We start from the raw sequence: 18,301 nt of genomic DNA on the forward strand, positions 1-18,301 counted from the left end.
AGGGGTGAGCGGGTCACATCAGAGTTTTCCCGCGATCCGTGCGGTGCGGTCGACCGCGATGCGGGTCTTGTCGACCAGTTCATCCAGCTCCGCGCGGGTGACCACCAGGGCCGGCGCCATGATCATGCGGCCAAGGGTTGAGCGAATGATCACGCCCTCTTCGAAGCCGAAGGTGCGGCACTGCCAGGCCAGGTCGTTTTCATTGGCGAAGCGTTTGCGGGTGCTTTTGTCTTCGGCAAACTGCAAGGCTGCGAGCAGGCCGGTGCCCTGGATCTCGCCGATCATCGGGTGGTTGCCGAATACCTCGTGCAGGATCTTTTGCAGGTACGGCCCGGTGTCATCCTTCACCTGGCGCACGATGCCTTCATCGCGAAGGGCCTTGAGGTTGGCCAACGCCACCGCCGCCGCCACCGGGTGCCCGGAATAGGTCAGCCCGTGGGCGAACACCCCGCCCCGCTCCACCAGCGCATCGGCGATGCGTTTGCTCAGCACCAGGCCGCCCATGGGCACGTAGCCGGAAGTCAGGCCCTTGGCGATCGACAAGGTATCGGGCTCGAAACCGAAGTGCTGGTGGGCGAACCACTCGCCAGTGCGGCCAAAGCCCCCGATCACTTCATCGGCGCACAGCAACACATCGTATTGACGGCAGATGCGCTGGATCTCGGGCCAGTAGCTTTCCGGCGGGAAGATCATGCCGCCAGCGCCCTGGAACGGCTCGGCGATAAAGCCCGCGACGTTTTCAGCGCCCAGTTCAAGGATCTTTTCTTCCAGTTGCAGCGCGCAGCGGCGACCGAACTCGGCTGGCGTCAAGTCGCCGCCTTGGGCATACCAATAGGGTTCGTCGATGTGTGCAACGTCCGGAATCAGGCCACCCATCTCGTGCATGAACTTCATGCCGCCCAGCGCGGAAGCCGCCAGGGTGGAGCCGTGATAGCCGTTCCAGCGGCCGATCATGATCTTCTTCTGCGGCTGGCCCACCACCTGCCAATAGCGGCGCACGGTGCGGATCAGCACCTCGTTGGCCTCGGAGCCGGAGTTGGTGTAGATCACGTGGCTGTAGTGAGCCGGCAGCAGGCTGAACAGCAGCTCCGACAGCTCGACCACCGCAGGGTGGGTGGTGTGGAAAAACAGGTTGTAGTAAGCCAGTTGATCCATCTGCGCCGCGGCGGCAGCGGTCAGGTCTTTGCGGCCATAGCCCAATTGCGTGCACCACAGGCCCGACATGCCGTCCAGGTAACGTTTGCCTTCACTGTCCCACAGGTACAGGCCCTCGCCGCGCACCATCACACGCGGGCCTTCGGCGTTCAGCGCCTTCTGGTCGACGAAAGCGTGGATGTGGTGGGCCGCATCGGACGCCTGGTAATCCTCGGTGCGACGGTTCAGGTGGGCGGGTAGATTCATGGCGGTTCTCTCTTATTAGTGGTGACGCAAGGGGGAGCAACGCCGCTCAGCGGTGCTTGCTCATGTAGCTTTCAAGGGGGTCTTTGCTCAGCACGCCCTGGGCTTCGGCGAGCGAGTCGATAAACAGGGCAAACAGCTCCGACTGCGCGCCGATATCGAGCTTGGTATAGATGTGTTTGCGGTGGGACTTGATCGTGTCTTCCGAGACTTCGAGGCGCTCGGCCAGCGAACGGGTGGAGTGGCCGCGCAGGATCAGCTGGGCGATCCGGCATTCACGCTCGGTCAGGATCGACGAGCCAAAGTTGTTCAGTGCCGAGTGAATGCGCTGCTCCAACTCATTGGCAAAGCGCGCGCCCTGGGCGTCCAGGCCCACAAAGTGTTTACCCAGCACGGCCAGCAGCCACGGCGCGATGCGCTTGAACTGCTCGGTGGTGGCGGCGTCGAGCTTCTGGGTAAACGCCAGCGACACCGCCAGGCTGGAGCCATTGCCCGACTGCAGCAGGTAGTTGAGTTCATCCTCCAGGTGGGAGTGCCGGTAGAACGACTGGAAGTACTCGCTGAGTTCGAAGTGGTCGGGGGCGACGTCGGACAGGGCATAGCAGCCCGAGCTGACGCCCTCGACGCAGGCGCCGTAGAACGGGTCGAGCAGATAGAACCCTGACAGGTACTGGCGCACATTGCCCTGGGGCAGCCACGGCCCATCCAGCTCGAACAAGGCGCTGGGCATGCCGCCACGCGGGTACCAATACAGTGTCGTGGCCTGGATCGGTTGCAGGTAACCGAGGGCCTCGAACAGGGTGGCGGCGAAACCCGCTTGCCCGATGCTCTCGGTGACCCGGGCCATCTGTTCAAACCACTGCGCGGAAGAAAGCCGGTCGTTTTCCACTTCGAAGACTCGCTCAAGGAACTGCGAGAATGCTCACACACATAGCCCCCTCATCGAAATCACCCGATAGGGTGAGCCTGCATTCGATATTTATGCTCACTTCCCAGCTTAATAATATTTTATTAAAAACCGCCCTCCCCCTAGCCTTGAAGTCATGCCCAAGCTGAATCCAACTGCATTACGCAAGGACAGACACATGACCCAAGCAATAACAAAAATAGACACCCTCGTCGTGGGAGCCGGTCAGGCTGGCGTGGCCATGAGCGAGCACTTGAGCAAGCAAGGTGTGCCGCACCTGGTGCTGGAGCGCAGCCGCATTGCCGAGCGCTGGCGCACCGGGCGCTGGGATTCGCTGGTGGCGAACGGCCCGGCCTGGCATGACCGTTTTCCGGGGCTGGCATTCGATGACGTCGCCGACGATGCATTCGCGCCCAAAGAACGCGTCGCGGATTACTTCGAAGCCTATGCACGCAAATTCAACGCGCCGATTCGTACCGGTGTGGACGTCACCTCCGTGGTGCGCAATGTCGGCCGCCCAGGCTTTACCGTGCACACCAGCGAAGGCGTGATTGAGGCCAACCGCGTCGTCGCGGCGACCGGGCCGTTCCAGAAGCCGGTGATCCCGGCCATCGCCCCCAAAGACACGGCGCTGCACCAGATCCACTCCGCCGACTACCGCAACCCGGCACAACTGCCAGCCGGTGCCGTGCTGGTGGTGGGCGCCGGTTCGTCCGGCGTGCAGATTGCCGATGAGCTGCAGCGCTCCGGGCGCCAGGTGTACCTGTCGGTCGGCGCCCACGACCGCCCGCCTCGCGCCTACCGCAACCGCGACTTCTGCTGGTGGCTCGGTGTGCTCGGCGAATGGGACCAAGCGGCCATGAAGCCCGGGCGCGAACACGTGACCATCGCGGTCAGCGGTGCCCACGGCGGCAAGACCATCGACTTCCGTGAACTGGCCCAGCAAGGCATGACCCTGGTCGGCCTCACCCAGTCGTTCAATGGCAGCGTCGCCACGTTCCAGCCGAACCTGGTGGACAACCTGGCCCGTGGCGATGAGAACTACCTGGCCCTGCTGGATGCCGCCGATGCCTACATCGAACGCAACGGCCTGGACCTGCCACTGGAACCCGAAGCGCGCCGCGTGTTCCCCGACGCCGAGTGCATCAAGCAGCCGATCCTGGAGCTGGACCTGGTCGCGGCCGGCATCACCTCGATCATCTGGGCCACCGGCTTTGCCGTGGACTACAGCTGGCTGAAAGTCGAGGCCTTCGACGCCGCCGGCAAGCCAGCGCACCAGCGCGGGGTCTCCACCGAAGCCGGGATCTACTTCCTCGGTTTGCCGTGGCAGTCGCGCCGTGGCTCGTCGTTTATCTGGGGGGTGTGGCACGACGCCAAATACGTGGCCGACCACATCGCCATCCAGCGCCAATACCTTGAATACCGCGAAGCCGCCCCGGTGGTTCGCCAGTCCCCTGTCAGCGCCTGATCACTTATTGCCGGAGTTTTTTTGATGCCTACTCACACTCGCATCCGCATGTTCAACACCAAGGAAACCTACCCCAACCAGAGCCTGGACAACGACCTCTGCCAAGCCGTGCGCGCCGGCAACACCGTGTATGTGCGCGGCCAGGTGGGCACCGATTTCGAGGGCAACCTGATCGGCCTCGGCGATCCGCGTGCCCAGGCCGAACAGGCGATGAAAAACGTCAAGCAACTGCTGGAAGAAGCCGGCTCCGACCTGTCGCACATCGTCAAGACCACCACCTACCTGATCGACCCGCGCTACCGCGAGCCGGTGTACCAGGAAGTCGGCAAGTGGCTCAAGGGCGTGTTCCCGATTTCCACCGGGTTGGTGGTGTCGGCCCTCGGCCAGCCCCAGTGGCTGATGGAAATTGATGTGATCGCGGTTATTCCCGAATAAGGAGCGCCACCATGACCTTTTCAATCGTCGCCCGTTGCGCCGAGACCGGCCAGCTAGGCATCGCCATCAGCTCATCGAGCATTGCCGTAGGTGCCCGCTGCCCATGGCTGCGGCCCGGCGTGGGCGCGGTGTCGACCCAGAACATCACCCTGCCGGCCCTGGGCCCGGACGTGCTCGATTGGCTGGAACAGGGCCTGGCCCCGGCTGAGGCCATCGATAAAGCATTGACGAGCAACGGCTACAGCCAATACCGGCAACTGACGGCGATTGATCACCTGGGCCGCACCGTGCATTTCAGCGGCAGTGAAACCTTGGGCACCCACCATGCGGTCTCCGGTGAGCAGTGTGTGGCGGCAGGCAACATGCTCGCCGACCGCGCGGTGATCCAGGCCATGGTCACGGCGTTTGAAAGCGGCGAAGGCCAATTGGCGGATCGCCTGTTGGCCGCGATGCACGCCGCCATCGCCGCCGGTGGCGAAGCCGGCCCGGTGCACTCGGCGGCGCTGGTGGTGGTGGGCGAGCTGACCTGGCCGATCATCAACCTGCGGGTGGATTGGGCCGATGAGCAACCTATCGCCGCGCTGCAAAAACTCTGGGATGCCTACTGCCCGCAAGTGCAGGACTACATCGACCGCGCCCTCGCCCCCGATCGGTCGCCGGGCTACGGCGTGGCCGGAGACGACCGATGAGCCGCAGCCGCCAACTGCTGCAGACGCTGGTGGGGTTCGACACCACCAGCCGCGAGTCGAACCTGCAGTTGATCGAGTTCGTGCGCGATTACCTGGCCGGTTTCGGCGTGGCCAGCGAGCTGATCTACAACGAGGAACGCAGCAAGGCCAACCTGTTCGCCAGCATCGGCCCGGCTGAGTTGCCGGGGATTGTGCTGTCGGGCCATACCGACGTGGTGCCGGTGGATGGGCAGCCGTGGACGCTGCCGCCCTTTGAGCTGACCGAACGCGACGGCAAACTGTTTGGCCGTGGCACAGCGGACATGAAGGGCTACATCGCCTGCGTGCTGGCGCTGGTGCCGGCGTTGGTCGAGGCGACTTTGCGCCTGCCGGTGCATATCGCGCTGTCGTATGACGAGGAAGTCGGTTGCCTGGGTGTACGTTCGTTGCTCGCCGTACTGGAGCAACGGCCGGTGAAACCGATGCTGTGCATCATCGGCGAACCGACCGAACTCAAGCCGGTGCTGGGCCACAAGGGCAAGCTCGCCATGCGTTGTGACGTGCATGGCGAGGCGTGCCATTCGGCGTATGCGCCTTACGGGGTGAATGCGATTGAACACGCCGCTGACTTGATAGGTGAACTGGGGCGGATTGGGCAGCGGCTGCGAGACACCCGGGATGCGCGGTTTGACCCGCCGTTCAGCACCGTGCAAATAGGGGTGATCAGCGGCGGCAAGGCCTTGAACATCGTGCCGGCCGATTGCCGATTTGATTTCGAGGTGCGGGCGTTGCCGTCCCAGGACCCAGGCGAAGTGGCGATTGAACTGAAGGCGTACGCCGAACAACACGTATTGCCGCGCATGCAGGCGGTGAGCGCGCAGAGTGCAATCCGCTTTACCGAACTGTCGGCGTACCCCGGCTTGGTCACCGACGAGCGCAGCCAGGCGGCGGAGTTGATTGCAGCGTTCTCGGGCTCGCGGGATTTTGGCACCGTGGCGTTTGGCACCGAAGGCGGGTTGTTTGACGCCAAGGGCATTCCCACGGTGGTGTGCGGGCCTGGGAGCATGGACCAGGGGCATAAGCCGGATGAGTTTGTGAGGGTGGAACAGCTTCAAGGCTGCGATGAAATGCTGCAGCGGATGCTGGATTCGATCCGCACCTGAGCCGAACACCGGCCCGTCACTCAATGCAAAACCCTGTGGGAGCCGGGCTTGCCCGCGATAACGGTATAACGGTCATATGCTGGTTGACTGATACAGCGCGATCGCCGGCAAGCCGGCTCCTACATGGGTTGGTGTTGGCCTGTAAGCGAAATGTCTCGATTCACTTGCCAAATGCCGCTCAGGAACCGAGCGCATTGACCCAACCACCCACGAAAGCGGCTCATTTGCCACCCAAAATCCAACCATTTCGTGGGTATTTCTATGTCCGGTATTTCATCTCTTTCGTCTAGCACGAGCCCCCTACCCCTTCAGGCCGCACCTGAAGCGCTGCGCATGCGCCCCGCGCCGGGCACGACAGATACGTCAAACGCTCGATTCACGGTGACATTTAGTGATCAGTTCGAAGCCAAGGAAATTTTCACTGAACTGGCCAGAAAGAAAGCCATTGGTGTAGAACTCAAGTCCGACGACTTGGACTACCTTGACTTGGGTGATGGGGCACAACTGCATGTGACCTTCGATTTCCGTTTCAAACCCAATGGCCCCAACGGCACCTTCAGCCCTGCCTTGCAGATGAGAATCGACGACTTTCGCCGAGAGTTCCAACAGGAGCTGCAGCAGGCGGGTATCAGGAACTACGCCCCAGAAAGCTGACAGTTGCCCCACCGTGACACATGCCTGAAACGCCTTCCCCGTAGGAGCCGGCTTGCCGGCGATGGCGGTGCCTCAGCCAGCACAGTGGTTGGCTGACATACCGCTATCGCTGGCAAGCCAGCGCCTACAGGGGATTTGTGTTAGCAGAGAAGTCTTGCGAGTTCTTCACGGCAGTAATCCACAAACAATTGCACCGGTTTGGTCAGCGGCGCCCGCCGCAGCCACACGGCCGACAAACCCGAGCCGGTCACGGTCTCGGCCAACGGCACACACACCACCTTCTGCCCGTCGTAGGTGTACTCGGTGAACGGCTTGGTCACCAGGATCGAAAACCCGAACCCGCGCCCCACCATCCCGCGCACCATCTCGATGGACGGCGAACTGAACACAATATTCGGCGTCAGCCCGCGCTCTTCAAAGATGCTCACGAAGTACGTGCGGCTTGGCAGTACGTCGAGCAAGATCATCGGTTCCAGCACCAGGTCCGCCAGCGAGACCTTGGCCTGTTGTGCAAAACGGTGATCAGCCGGCAGCAACGCGTAAGGCTGCTGCGGCGGCATCAGCGGCGTGGTTTCGATGGTGCCGCCCAGGTCGTGCTCGAACAGCATCGCCACGTCGATACTGCCCGCCGTCAGCGCCTGCACCAGTTCTTGCTGCTCGCCGTCGCGGATGCGGATTTCCACCCCCGGCCAGAGCGCCTTGAACCCGGCGATCAAGCGCGGCAGGTACAACGGCGCCACGGTTTCAAAGCAGCCGATATCGATCTGCCCGGCCACCACATCATTGTCGGCCAGGGCGTTCTGCTCGAACTCGTGGGCCACCCGCAACAGCTCCAGCGCCTTGCGATAAAACCGCGCGCCGCTGGGCGTCAGCGACACGCCCTGGGCGTGATGGCGGATAAACAGCTGCACGCCAAAACTGTCTTCCAACTGCTTGATGGCGGTAGAGACCGACGGCTGCGCGATATAGAGCTTGCGCGAGGCCTCGGCGACGCTGCCGCACTCGGCCGTTGTGACAAAATATCTGAGTTGGCGCAGGTTGTAGGCAGCCATCGGAACCTCCAGAAACGCGGGACTTCGCCCATAGACACAGGTAGGCAACATACCGGAGCACGCTCACGCGCGAGCTATATTTTTTAAGGTCTATAGCAACAAACTTACTAATTTACCTCCCTGCGCCCATTGCAGATGATCACTCCAACAACAAAGCGCCCGCCCGTGCGGCGCACAGCGAAGTACGTCAACGTACTCACCTTGCCTTGGAGCTCGTCATGGTTACCACTGCAACATCCTCCGCCCCGCTCATCGAAAAACACACGATAGGATACGTGCCCCCGGAAGATCGCCATGGAAAGGTAAGAGACCTGTTCACCCTGTGGTTCGGCGGCAACATCGCACCACTGCCGATCGTCACCGGCGCATTGGGTGTGCAACTGTTCCACCTGAACCTGCTATGGGGCATCGTCGCGATCCTCGTCGGCCACCTGGTCGGCGGCGTGCTGATGGCGTTGCACTCAGCCCAGGGCCCGCAAATGGGCATCCCGCAGATGATCCAGAGCCGCGCCCAGTTCGGCTCCCTCGGCGCCCTGCTGGTGGTGGTGATCGCCGGCGTCATGTACATCGGTTTCTTCGCCTCCAACATCGTGCTGGCGGGTAAATCCCTGCACGGCGTGGTCGACAGCGTGCCGGTGCCCGTAGGCATCGTGATCGGTGCCATTGGCTCGGGCATCATCGGCATCATCGGCTACCGCTTCATCCACGTGCTCAACCGCATCGGCACCTGGGTGCTCGGCGCCGGCATTGTGCTGGGCTTCGGCTACATCTTCACCCACGTACAGACCACCGATTTCCTGACCCGCGGCGAATTCAACATCTCCGGCTGGTTGGCGACCGTGTCGTTGGCGGCCCTTTGGCAAATCGCCTTCGCCCCCTACGTGTCGGACTACTCCCGCTACCTGCCAGCCGACGTACCGGTGGCGTCGACCTTCTGGACCACCTACCTGGGCTCTGCCCTGGGCTCCAGCCTGGCCTTCATCTTCGGCGCCGTTGCCGTGCTCGCCACGCCCGTGGGCATGGACACCATGGACGCCGTCAAACTCGCCACCGGCGCCATCGGCCCGCTGATGCTGGTGCTGTTTTTGCTCAGCGTGATCAGCCACAACGCCCTCAACCTGTACGGCGCCGTGCTGTCGATCATCACCCTGATCCAGACCTTCGCCTACCGCTGGATCCCCACGGCCAAGAGCCGCGCGGTGATCTCCACCCTGGTGCTGGCCGCCTGCGCCATTGCCGCGGTATTCGCCTCCAAGGACTTCATCGGCCACTTCGTCGACATGGTGCTGGTGCTGCTGGTGGTACTGGTGCCGTGGACGGCAATCAACCTGATCGACTTCTATGCGATCCACAAAGGCAAATACGATATTGCCTCGATCTTCCGCGTGGATGGCGGGATCTACGGCAAGTACAACCCACAGGCGCTGCTGGCGTACGCGGTGGGGATTGCGGTACAGATTCCGTTCATGAACACGCCGCTGTACGTGGGGCCGATCTCGGCACACATTAATGGCGCGGATTTGTCGTGGGTGGTGGGGTTGGTGGTGACGTCGCCGTTGTATTTCTGGTTGGCGAGTCGGGACAGTGCGTATAAACGCAGGATGGAAGGGGGGAAGTTGGTGAGTGGGGTTTGAATCAACTGCCTGTAGCGTTTAAATCGAGATGAATGGAACCACTCTCATTGTGGCTTTAAGGCCAAGACGTGAGTGGTTTTTTATTTGATCCACCTAACTAACTCCCGCCGCATCGACTGCAATACGTACAATCTCCAATAGGCCACTGATCAGCGAGGCAACCACCCCTGAGTAACAAATTGCAGCCACTATCACACCCAGTTCGAAACAAGCGAACCTAGGAAACCCTTCCAACTTACACTCTTTATGAACAAGCAACCTTATCATCTGCTGGCGAGGAAGATGATAAATCAGACCCATGACATCCAACTGCCGAAATACCCTGACTATCGCCACCCCTCCCGCACAGACAAACATTAAAACATACAGAACATGTTTAAATTCACTGTATTCCCCTCCAAGACTGGACGGAGGCATGGAAGTATAAGTACTGGCCAATGCAAAAAAAGCAGCTTGTGAAAAGTAAATGCCCCCTGCGAACAATACAGACGTCGCCACCAATGCCACTGACACCCGTATCAATTTCTTCCGCAGGCCAACGCTGTAGCGCGTATAAGAGCGCTGACTCTCGATAAGCAAAAAAGAAAACACCGTGGTACTGGCAGCAATAAGCCAATCTATATAATTAACTCCAGTTTTCGAAACCGCCAGCGCACCCACAAAAGTGAGTGCCCGACTAAAAAATTTCCACATAATCCGTCGATCTTCACTTAAACCAGCCCAATAACCTTCAGTAATACCAAGTTTTTTACTGCGATTACTCCCCATCTACCCTCCCTTTAATCTGCCTTTGGTTGCTTCTGGATAAGACGGGTGAGCCGATTGGAACTAACCCCACCCAACGAACCACAGACTCAACTGGCCAAGCACCCGCTTTGGCATCATTAAGTTACGAGTATCCAACATGTCGAATATTCCCTCCACACCATTGCCAGCCTTTGCGCCTCAAATCGAGACGTTCCGCCCCTCTGGAGACACCACACCGTCGCCCCGGGAAAAAATTCCTGTACTGGTGAAAGCAAGCGACGTTGATAAAACGCTGGAGATTGCCTTCAGGCTTGCTGAAGCACTGGGTTTACCGCCGCTTAACAATGAAGTTGGCGACCCTGAGCGAGCCCCCTTTGCAACGCATGAAAACGTCTATCCCATCAAGTTCGATTTCCGCCCTGACGGCCCGGACGGACGTTATACCCCTCAGATGCAGCAAAAAATCAATCAGTTCAAAGAACAGTTTGACCAGAGGCTGCGCCATGAAGGCATCGAGGACATAGGCCCCGACATGTTCACCTGATAGCTGCCTCGAGGGCGGTGTTTCACTATGATGGGGCCTTCCACTCACGGTTTCAGGAACCCACATGCCCGCCCTCACTTTCCGCAACGCCCTGCCCGCCGACGCCGCCCGTTGCTTTGAAATCGAAATCAGCGCCTACGAAGGCGACGAAGCCGCGACGCTGGAGAAGATCGCCACGCGCATCTCGCAGTACCCGCAGGGCTTTCTGATCCTGCAAGCCGATGGCGAGCTGGTGGGTTTTATCAACTGCGGTTGCGCGTTTGACGTGGTGATGTCGGATGAGGCGTTCAAGGAACTGGTGGGGCATTCGCCCGAGGCGCCGAACGTGGTGATCATGTCGGTGGTGGTCGACCCGGCGCATCAGGGCAAAGGCTATTCCAAGGTGTTGATGACCGAGTTTGTGCAGCGCATGCGCGACATGGGCAAGCAGACGATTCATTTGATGTGCAAGGCGCAGCATGTGCCGTTGTATGAACGCATGGGCTATGCGTATGTGCGGCCCTCGCCCTCGGATCACGGTGGGATGGCGTGGCATGAGATGGTGAGAAGCCTCTGATGCTGGCGCCGCAGATTGAAATCAGTGACCACCCCAACGCCGAAGCCGAGCAACTCCTGGGCAGCGGGTTGGCGACGTTCAATGAGGCAGTCGCCGGTTACAACGACCGGCGCTTGCTGACGGTGCTGATCAAAGACCCCATCCCCCATCAAACCCTAGGCGGCATCACCGGCAAGACCACCCTGGGCACTGCCTTTCTCGACCTGTTCCACCTGCCCGAATCCCTGCGCGGTTCAGGCCTGGGCAGCCAACTGCTGCAGGCGTTTGAAGACGAAGCCCGGCGCCGGGGTTGCCGCAATGCGGTGTTGTATACCCTGAGTTTCCAGGCGCCAGGGTTTTACGAGAAGCACGGCTGGGTGCGGTTTGGCGAGGTACCTTGTGAACCGCAGGGCAGCTGCCGGGTGTTTCTGTCTAAGTCACTTTGATGCTTTGCCAATCCAGACTCGCAAAACCCGCCGTGAATTCGAGCAGTTCCTGGTCGATGCTTTCGGCGCTCCCGTGGATTCCGCTGTCCGCCAGCCCATAGGCATCATCGAAATACCCACAGGACTCGAGTGCGCCCGGCAAGTAGCAGCCGTGCCGGGCCCATAGCCGGTAGATACCTTCTGCCAGGCGCCGGCCAAGATCAGGCTCACTGAGCAGCCGGGAATGCGCCACTGCCAGTGCATACGGAAGCATCTCGGCCTCGCTGATTGCCGGTGTGGCGACTTGCAGCAGTTGCCACATGACTTCTTCCCGGTTCGACCGGCCCATCAAGGCGAGTTCTATTACCGCGTAGGGCGGATTTTCCAGCGTTGCCAGCTTCGTATCTGCCCATTGAACAACGTCCACCACATCGATTACGCCGATATCCAGTGCGACCCGCAGGTAAGACACCGGCACACACAACGTGGCGTCATCCATGCTTGGAGACCGTACCCAAAGATTTGCCAAACAAGCGATTCTCGTGGCTTTCCCCTTGAAAGGTATAGGTGGGCGAACCCAGCTCCACATACCCGCGTCGAGGGTAAAAACCCAGCGCCCGTTCATTCCCCACCCACACCGTCGCCCATAGCAGCGAAGCGCCGCCTGCAGCCGCCTGCTGTTCAGCCGCGTCGAGCAACTGTTGGCCAATGCCCTGCCCGGTGAAGCGCTCCTGGATGTACAGCCGCTGCAACTCGGCAACGTCATCGGCCTCGATCATCGAGTGGCGGGTGTTGAGTGTGAGCTGGGCGAAACCTACCAAGTGGTTGTTCACTTCTGCCACCAGCAACAATGTGCCGGGCTGATCGATCAGTTGGGCGATGGACTCGGGGGCAAAGGCGTGCAGCGCCTCCTTGGCAATCGCGCAGCGAATGCCTTCGGTGGCGTAGGTGTCGAGGAACACCTGCATGCCCAGCACGCCGATGCACAGGGCGTCCCGGGGGGCGGCCTGGCGGATCACGGCGCTCAACCCTGCTGCCCCGGCACGGGGAAGATGACTTCCTGGGTGTCCAGGTTGCGGATGCTCGAATAGGTGCGGTATTCGGTGCTGTAGTTCGGGCCCACGCCCTTGGTGCTGGCGGTCAGGCGGAAGGTCACCACGTAACGCTGGCCGGGTTTGAAGTCGACGTCGTCGGCGCCGTTGTTGCAGAACGCGCCGCCGGTGCCCAGGGCATTCATCGACACGTTACACCAGCGCAGCGAGTGCTTGCCGGGGCTGAGTTTCAGCGCCTGCTCGCCGGTGACGTTGAGGATCGACGTGCGCCCGGCGCCGGGCAGTTTGACGCCGTCCACTTCCAGGGCCAGCACCAGGCGGTGGAACGGAATGCCCAGCTCGCGCTCGCGCCAGGTGTCGAAGTACACCAGTGCGGCGTCGGGGGCGTTGTTGGAGAGGTCGACGGGGTGCAGTTTTTCCGGGGCCCAATCGCCTTGGTAATCCTTGTAGTGGTAGTCCGAGGAACAGGCGCCGAGCAGTGGCAGGGTCAAAACGGCGGCGAGTTTCAGCAGTTTCATCGAGTGACGGTCCTTGTGAGCGATGAGATCATATCGACATGATCCCTGATTCCTTGAGGCAATTGCCACTGCTGGTTTGCCGCAGTAGGGTTGTCGCCTCGTCCACCGTGCAGGAGCCCGCCATGAGCTTTTTTTCCGACCCCGATGCCGTCGCCCGTTACGCCGAAGGCCCTGTACGCCTGGTGCCGGGCTTTGAAGGCCTGCAACGCATGACCACCCTGCTGCTACGCGAAAGCGTGCCGACCACAGGCAATGTGCTGGTGCTGGGTGCTGGCGGCGGCTTGGAACTGAAGCGGTTTGCCGAGGCCGAACCGGGTTGGCGCTTTGTGGGGGTAGACCCCTCGGCAGAGATGTTGAAGCTGGCACAGGCGACGTTGGGGCCCTTGCTGGAACGTGCGCAGTTGCATGAAGGGTACATCGACACGGCGCCAGCGGGCCCGTTCGATGGGGCCACGTGCCTGCTGACCTTGCACTTCATCCCGGCCGAGGAGCGCCTGCAGACCCTCAAGGCGCTGTGGCAACGCTTGCGGCCGGGGGCGCCGTTGATTGTGGCGCACCACAGTTTCCCCCAGGCGCCAGAAGAGAAAGCCCGGTGGTTGAAGCGTTATGCCGCGTTTGCGGTGGATTCGGGTGTGCCTGCGGCGGATGCCGAGCGGGCGATTGCGGCCATCAGTGAGAAGCTGCCAGTGTTATCGCCCGAGGCGGATGCGGCCTTGCTGGTTGAGGCCGGGTTCGAAGGCGTGGAGCTGTTCTACGCCGGCTTCAGCTTCAAGGGTTGGATCGCCCATAGACCCCTGTAGTGAGCGGGCTTGTCCCGCGCTGCGCCTTACCTGACGGAACGCATCGCCCCAGTCCGGGCGCCGTGTTTTTCAGGGAGAACTGCGGCGGCCTCAGCGCGAGGCAAGCTCGCTCACTACAAGCGAGGAATCGTTTACCAGCTGCCGGAGGCACCGCCGCCGCCGCTGGAGCCGCCGCTCCCGGAGGAACTGCTGCTGGAGCTTGAGCTGGAACCGCCGGAACTCGAGCCCGATGAGCCGCCGCCCGACCCCGAACCGCCCTCGGAAATGCTCTGCACAAACACGATGAACGCCACGATCGAGGCCGCGGGTATCGCCACAAGCCAGTCCTGGTAACCGTGCCCCAGCAGCATCCCCACCGCCACGTACACCGCCGCCACCGCCAGCACCCGTACGATGAAAAAGCGCGGGCTCTTTCTCCAGGATTCGCGGATGACAAAAAACAGCCCCACATACAACCCCAGCACCAAGGCGCCGCCCAGTGGCATCGCCAGCCAGCGCACGAAGTCCACCGCGACGAAGTGGTCCGCTACCAGCAGCCCGACGATATACGCCAGCACCGCGACCACGCTGTAAAACACCGCGCGCGCCATCCACAATGCGCCGAAGGTGGCGCCGCCGATCAGCAGGGTCAACGGCAACACCAGCAAGTACATCGGCCAGTCAGGGCCACCGCCGTAAATCGCCAGCAACACCGTGGCCGCCACGCTGGCAATCAACGCACGGCGCCAATGCAGCTTCCCGGCCGCCATCAGCACACCGCCAATGGCCCCGGCGATAAACGCCAGCAGTAGCGCAATGAACTGAGGGTTAACCTCTCGTGCAGCCGGCGCCGGCAGATCACCGCCGTCCACCAGCAGGGTCAAATCATTGACTGCCTGCTGCACGCCGCCCGCAAAGTCGCCCTGGCGAAACGCCGGGGTGATGTGTTCTTCGATGATGCGGTGGGCAAGCAGGTCAGTCACGGTGCCTTCCAGGCCGTAACCCACTTCGATGCGCACCTTGTGGTCTTCCTTGGCCACCACCAGCAGGATGCCGTCGTTGACGTCCTTGCGCCCCAGTTTCCAAGCGCGAAACAGCTGGTTGGCATAGTCCTCGATGCTTGCGCCCCCCGTGGTGGGCACCAGCAATACCGCGACTTGCGCGCCTTTGCGTTGTTCAAGGGCAGCGAGCTGGTCTTTGAGACGGGTGGTCGTACCCGCGTCGAGGGTGTTTGTAAGGTCGATCACCCGCTGATCGAGGGCAACGCCAATGGGCGAACTCTGCGCCTGGGCGGTGCTCAACAGGCCGATGAACAGCATTGCCACCAGGCTCACGATCGATTGCCGCACAGTCGCCATCATGTTTTGTTACCTGAAGTTTCTTCCTGAAGGCGCCGACTTTACCCTATCGGCGCTATAACGCGTGACCCCGCGCGCCTGACTATCTAAACTCCCAACACACTAGCAAAACGCCATAACCGGGAAGCCCATGGACCTACACCACCGCAACAACGTCAGTGTGATGGGCCACGGCACCTCGACCCTGGTGTTTTCCCATGGTTTCGGCTGCAACCAGGCGATGTGGAACGACCTGGCACCGCAATTCTTCGAGCGCTTCCGGGTGGTCATGTATGACCTGGTCGGCGCCGGGCTCTCGGACCTGAGTGCGTTCGACAAGGCCAAATACAGCACGCTGGACGGCTATGCCCGTGACCTGAACGAGCTGATCGACGCCTTTGCCGTCGGCCCGGTGATTCTGGTCAGCCATTCGGTCAGCGCGATGATCGGCACCCTCGCCGACCGCCAGGTGCCCGGGCGTATCGCCGCCCATGTGATGATCGGACCTTCCCCGCGCTATATCGATGACGTCGGTTATATTGGCGGCTTCACGCGCAGCGACATCGACGACCTGCTCGACACCCTCGACAGCAATTACCTCGGTTGGTCCAGCACCATGGCGCCGGTCATCATGGGGGCACCCGGGCAACCGGCGCTGAGCGAGGAACTGACCGACAGTTTCTGCCGCACCGAACCGGAGATCGCCAAGCAATTTGCGCGGGTCACTTTCCTGTCGGATAACCGCCAGGACGTGGCCGGCCTCACCACCCCGGTGCTGATCCTGCAATCGAGCGATGACCTGATCGCTCCGGTCGCCGTGGGCGAATACCTGCACAGCGTGTTGCCCAACAGCACCTATTGCCTGGTCGATAACGTCGGTCATTGCCCGCACATGAGCGCGCCGAAGGCATGTGCGGCGGCCATGGAGGCGTTCCTGGCGCCATGGGCGGTCGCCGATGCCGGCTGACCTGTTCGACAGCGCCGCCTGTGCCCTGGCCGTCACGGCCGAAGACGGCACGATCCTGCAGGCCAACGCCCGCTTCAGCGACTGGCTGGGGTTCAGCGCCGCCGAGCTGTGCGGCCGGCGCTTCCAGGACCTGCTGACCATGGGCGGGCGGATCTTCCACCAGACCCACCTGGCGCCCATGCTGCGCATGCGCGGCAGCGTCACCGAAGTGAAGCTCGACATGCTGCACCGTGACGGGCACAAGGTGACCGTGCTGCTCAATGGCCTCAAGCGCGAACAGGCAGGCGGCGTGGTGCATGACCTGGCACTGTTCGGCACCACCGACCGCGACAAGTACGAGCGCGAGTTGCTCAACGCGCGCAACCTGGCCGAGGCGCTGCTGCAGGAAAAAACCGCCACCGAATTGGCCCTCAAAAATGCCCAGGCCGAGTTGAGCGAGGCGTATGCCATTGCCCAGCGTCGAGCCTTGTTTGCCGAGCAGATGGTCGCAATCGTCAGCCATGATCTGAAAAACCCGCTGACGGCCATTCGCATGGCGTCGGACTTTCTCAATCGGGGCGAGCGTACCGCCAAGGAGCGCCAGTTGCTGGGGCATATCGCCCAGTCCTCCGAGCGTGCGCAACGCATGATCGCCGACCTGCTGGACTTCACCCAGGCCCGGGTCGGCCACGGCATCACCATCAAGGCCGCGCCACTGGATTTGCATGCGGTGATTCATCGCGCCGTGGACGAACTGCGCGTGGCCTTCCCCAAGGCCACACTGGAGCACACCACCGAAGGCAACGGCGACGCCTGCCTGGATGCCGACCGCGTGCAACAGATCATCGGTAACCTGGTGGCCAACAGCGTGGCATATGGCGACCTGCTGCGGCCGATCACCATCACCTCACGCCTGGGCGACAGCGGCTGCGAAGTGTCGGTGCACAACCACGGCGCGGCCATCCCGCAAACGTTGCTGGCCGGGCTGTTCGAACCCATGACCCGAGGCACCGACCAAGGCAGTGATGTGCGCAGCGTGGGCCTTGGCCTGTACATCGTGCGCGAACTGGCCAGGGTGCACGGTGGCGACGTGGCCGTAAGCTCCTGCGCCACCCAGGGCACCACCTTTACCGTGACGTTCTAGAAACCCCAGGCAGTGCCCTGCATGATCGGCTCCACGCGGCCGGTCAATATCACGCCGCCCTGCCCGTCCCATTGCACGGTGACGCTGCCACCGTCGCACTGCACCTCGACGCGGTCGTCCAGCAACCCACGCCGGATGCCGTTGACTACCGCCCCGCAGCAGCACGACCCCGAGCCCAGCGGCACGCCGCCGCCACGTTCCCAGATACGCAGGCGGATGCGACTACGGTCGAGTACCTGCACGAAATGCACGTTGGTCTTGGCCGGGAACAGCGGGTGAACTTCCAACGCTGGGCCGCGTGCCGCGACGTCGACCGCGTGAATGTCCTCCACGAAAAACGTGAGGTGCGGGTTGCCCATGCTGCACGCCGCCGGGTCGCCGTCGATGGGCAACAGGCGAGTGTCCAGCGCTTCGGCCAGGGGGACGGCCGCCCAGTCCAGGGAGGGCTGACCCATGTCCACCGAGACGCGCTGCCCGCTGGCACGTTCGCAGGTCAGCAGGCCGCGGTCGGTACGCAATACGATGGTGTCGGTGCCGGCTTCGTGCATCAAGCGGTCGGCCACGCCACGGGTGGCGCTGCCGCAGGTCGCCAGGGGCGTGCCGTTGGGGTTCCAGAACTTGATGCGCGCGGCGGCGTCGTCACAGTCGAGCACTACGGCCAGCTGGTTGAAACCGATGCCGGTGTGGCGGTCGCCGAGCGTGCGCGCGACCTGTGCGGTGATGGGGTCGTGCAGGCCACGGCGGTCGATAATGATGAAGTCGTCGCCATGGGCGTGCATCTTCACAAACGGCAAGGTCATGGGCGCTCCTGTGGGCGAGCTGAACGGGAGCCTAAGCATACGGCAGTTTCATCCCGGCGGATTCGGTCGCGTGCTAGCGTATTTTGGTGCCAATC

The 18,301-nt window shown here is 61.9% G+C and carries 21 protein-coding genes; 12 read left to right on the forward strand and 9 right to left on the reverse strand.

The window, feature by feature from the left end:
* Window positions 1-18 precede the first annotated feature (18 nt).
* Together HX803_RS17905 and HX803_RS17910 are read right to left on the reverse strand one after the other, a co-directional pair.
* The gene (locus tag HX803_RS17905) at window positions 19-1,401 is read right to left on the reverse strand and encodes an aspartate aminotransferase family protein (protein WP_178922170.1); all 1,383 of its coding nucleotides are present in this window, start codon (window positions 1,399-1,401) and stop codon (window positions 19-21) included.
* Between the two features lie 46 nt (window positions 1,402-1,447).
* Window positions 1,448-2,245, reverse strand: a complete 798-nt coding sequence (locus HX803_RS17910; protein ID WP_178922286.1) for a helix-turn-helix transcriptional regulator — start codon at window positions 2,243-2,245, stop codon at window positions 1,448-1,450.
* Window positions 2,246-2,441: 196 nt separating this feature from the next.
* On the opposite strand from HX803_RS17910, the gene HX803_RS17915 reads away from it, so the two are divergent.
* From HX803_RS17915 to HX803_RS17935, 5 genes are all read left to right on the forward strand, one after another.
* Window positions 2,442-3,773 carry a flavin-containing monooxygenase gene (locus tag HX803_RS17915; RefSeq protein ID WP_372339923.1) on the forward strand — a complete coding sequence of 444 codons (1,332 nt, stop codon included), beginning with the start codon at window positions 2,442-2,444 and terminating at the stop codon, window positions 3,771-3,773.
* Window positions 3,774-3,797: 24 nt separating this feature from the next.
* On the forward strand, window positions 3,798-4,208 hold the full coding sequence (locus HX803_RS17920; RefSeq protein WP_016969085.1) for a RidA family protein: 411 nt from the start codon (window positions 3,798-3,800) through the stop codon (window positions 4,206-4,208).
* Window positions 4,209-4,219: 11 nt separating this feature from the next.
* Window positions 4,220-4,897, forward strand: coding sequence for a DUF1028 domain-containing protein (locus HX803_RS17925; RefSeq protein WP_178922174.1), 678 nt, complete (start codon window positions 4,220-4,222; stop codon window positions 4,895-4,897).
* Window positions 4,894-6,039 carry an acetylornithine deacetylase gene (gene argE, locus HX803_RS17930; protein ID WP_178922176.1) on the forward strand — a complete coding sequence of 382 codons (1,146 nt, stop codon included), beginning with the start codon at window positions 4,894-4,896 and terminating at the stop codon, window positions 6,037-6,039. The genes HX803_RS17925 and argE overlap by 4 nt, the downstream gene beginning before the upstream one ends.
* A gap of 333 nt (window positions 6,040-6,372) precedes the next feature.
* The gene (locus HX803_RS17935) at window positions 6,373-6,693 is read left to right on the forward strand and encodes a hypothetical protein (protein WP_218647091.1); all 321 of its coding nucleotides are present in this window, start codon (window positions 6,373-6,375) and stop codon (window positions 6,691-6,693) included.
* Between the two features lie 140 nt (window positions 6,694-6,833).
* Here HX803_RS17935 and HX803_RS17940 read toward each other — a convergent pair whose 3' ends face one another.
* Window positions 6,834-7,745, reverse strand: coding sequence for a LysR substrate-binding domain-containing protein (locus tag HX803_RS17940; RefSeq protein WP_178922180.1), 912 nt, complete (start codon window positions 7,743-7,745; stop codon window positions 6,834-6,836).
* Window positions 7,746-7,963: 218 nt separating this feature from the next.
* On the opposite strand from HX803_RS17940, the gene HX803_RS17945 reads away from it, so the two are divergent.
* Window positions 7,964-9,379, forward strand: a complete 1,416-nt coding sequence (locus HX803_RS17945; RefSeq protein WP_178922182.1) for a cytosine permease — start codon at window positions 7,964-7,966, stop codon at window positions 9,377-9,379.
* Between the two features lie 93 nt (window positions 9,380-9,472).
* Here the strand turns inward: HX803_RS17945 and HX803_RS17950 are convergent, their stop codons facing one another.
* Entirely contained in the window at window positions 9,473-10,147 is a 675-nt protein-coding gene (locus HX803_RS17950; protein ID WP_178922184.1) for a hypothetical protein, read from the reverse strand.
* 136 nt (window positions 10,148-10,283) lie between these two features.
* On the opposite strand from HX803_RS17950, the gene HX803_RS17955 reads away from it, so the two are divergent.
* The 3 genes from HX803_RS17955 (at window position 10,284) to HX803_RS17965 (ending at window position 11,651) form a co-directional block, all read left to right on the forward strand.
* Window positions 10,284-10,670, forward strand: coding sequence for a hypothetical protein (locus HX803_RS17955; protein WP_178922186.1), 387 nt, complete (start codon window positions 10,284-10,286; stop codon window positions 10,668-10,670).
* A gap of 64 nt (window positions 10,671-10,734) precedes the next feature.
* Window positions 10,735-11,226: a GNAT family N-acetyltransferase gene (locus HX803_RS17960; protein ID WP_178922188.1), complete on the forward strand. Its 492-nt coding sequence runs from the start codon at window positions 10,735-10,737 to the stop codon at window positions 11,224-11,226.
* Window positions 11,226-11,651 (forward strand): GNAT family N-acetyltransferase, encoded by a 426-nt coding sequence (locus HX803_RS17965; protein WP_178922190.1) that lies wholly within the window; start codon window positions 11,226-11,228, stop codon window positions 11,649-11,651. The genes HX803_RS17960 and HX803_RS17965 overlap by 1 nt, the downstream gene beginning before the upstream one ends.
* Here HX803_RS17965 and HX803_RS17970 read toward each other — a convergent pair.
* Genes HX803_RS17970 through HX803_RS17980 form a run of 3 tightly spaced genes read right to left on the reverse strand, consistent with a single transcriptional unit; the run spans window position 11,638 to window position 13,200 of the window.
* A complete protein-coding gene (locus HX803_RS17970; protein WP_178922192.1) occupies window positions 11,638-12,129 on the reverse strand; it encodes a hypothetical protein in 492 nt (163 codons plus the stop codon). The two genes, HX803_RS17965 and HX803_RS17970, sit on opposite strands and share 14 nt — an antisense overlap.
* Window positions 12,122-12,598, reverse strand: a complete 477-nt coding sequence (locus HX803_RS17975) for a GNAT family N-acetyltransferase (RefSeq protein ID WP_178922288.1) — start codon at window positions 12,596-12,598, stop codon at window positions 12,122-12,124. The genes HX803_RS17970 and HX803_RS17975 overlap by 8 nt, the downstream gene beginning before the upstream one ends.
* Window positions 12,599-12,654: 56 nt before the next feature.
* Window positions 12,655-13,200 carry a hypothetical protein gene (locus tag HX803_RS17980; protein ID WP_178922194.1) on the reverse strand — a complete coding sequence of 182 codons (546 nt, stop codon included), beginning with the start codon at window positions 13,198-13,200 and terminating at the stop codon, window positions 12,655-12,657.
* Window positions 13,201-13,322: 122 nt separating this feature from the next.
* On the opposite strand from HX803_RS17980, the gene HX803_RS17985 reads away from it, so the two are divergent.
* On the forward strand, window positions 13,323-14,000 hold the full coding sequence (locus HX803_RS17985) for a class I SAM-dependent methyltransferase (RefSeq protein WP_178922196.1): 678 nt from the start codon (window positions 13,323-13,325) through the stop codon (window positions 13,998-14,000).
* A 131-nt stretch (window positions 14,001-14,131) separates the two neighbouring features.
* Here HX803_RS17985 and HX803_RS17990 read toward each other — a convergent pair whose 3' ends face one another.
* Window positions 14,132-15,340 carry a YgcG family protein gene (locus HX803_RS17990; RefSeq protein WP_178922198.1) on the reverse strand — a complete coding sequence of 403 codons (1,209 nt, stop codon included), beginning with the start codon at window positions 15,338-15,340 and terminating at the stop codon, window positions 14,132-14,134.
* Window positions 15,341-15,467: 127 nt separating this feature from the next.
* Here HX803_RS17990 and HX803_RS17995 point away from each other — a divergent pair, with 127 nt between their 5' ends.
* Complete coding sequence (locus tag HX803_RS17995) at window positions 15,468-16,283, forward strand: alpha/beta fold hydrolase (protein WP_178922200.1); 816 nt, start codon at window positions 15,468-15,470, stop codon at window positions 16,281-16,283.
* Window positions 16,273-17,406, forward strand: a complete 1,134-nt coding sequence (locus HX803_RS18000; protein WP_178922202.1) for a PAS domain-containing sensor histidine kinase — start codon at window positions 16,273-16,275, stop codon at window positions 17,404-17,406. Before HX803_RS17995 ends, HX803_RS18000 begins: the two co-directional genes overlap by 11 nt.
* Here the strand turns inward: HX803_RS18000 and dapF are convergent.
* A complete protein-coding gene (gene dapF / locus HX803_RS18005; protein WP_178922204.1) occupies window positions 17,403-18,206 on the reverse strand; it encodes a diaminopimelate epimerase in 804 nt (267 codons plus the stop codon). The genes HX803_RS18000 and dapF overlap by 4 nt on opposite strands.
* Window positions 18,207-18,301 lie beyond the last annotated feature (95 nt).

It is taken from the genome of Pseudomonas sp. P7548, assembly GCF_013386585.1.
Classification (GTDB): domain Bacteria; phylum Pseudomonadota; class Gammaproteobacteria; order Pseudomonadales; family Pseudomonadaceae; genus Aquipseudomonas.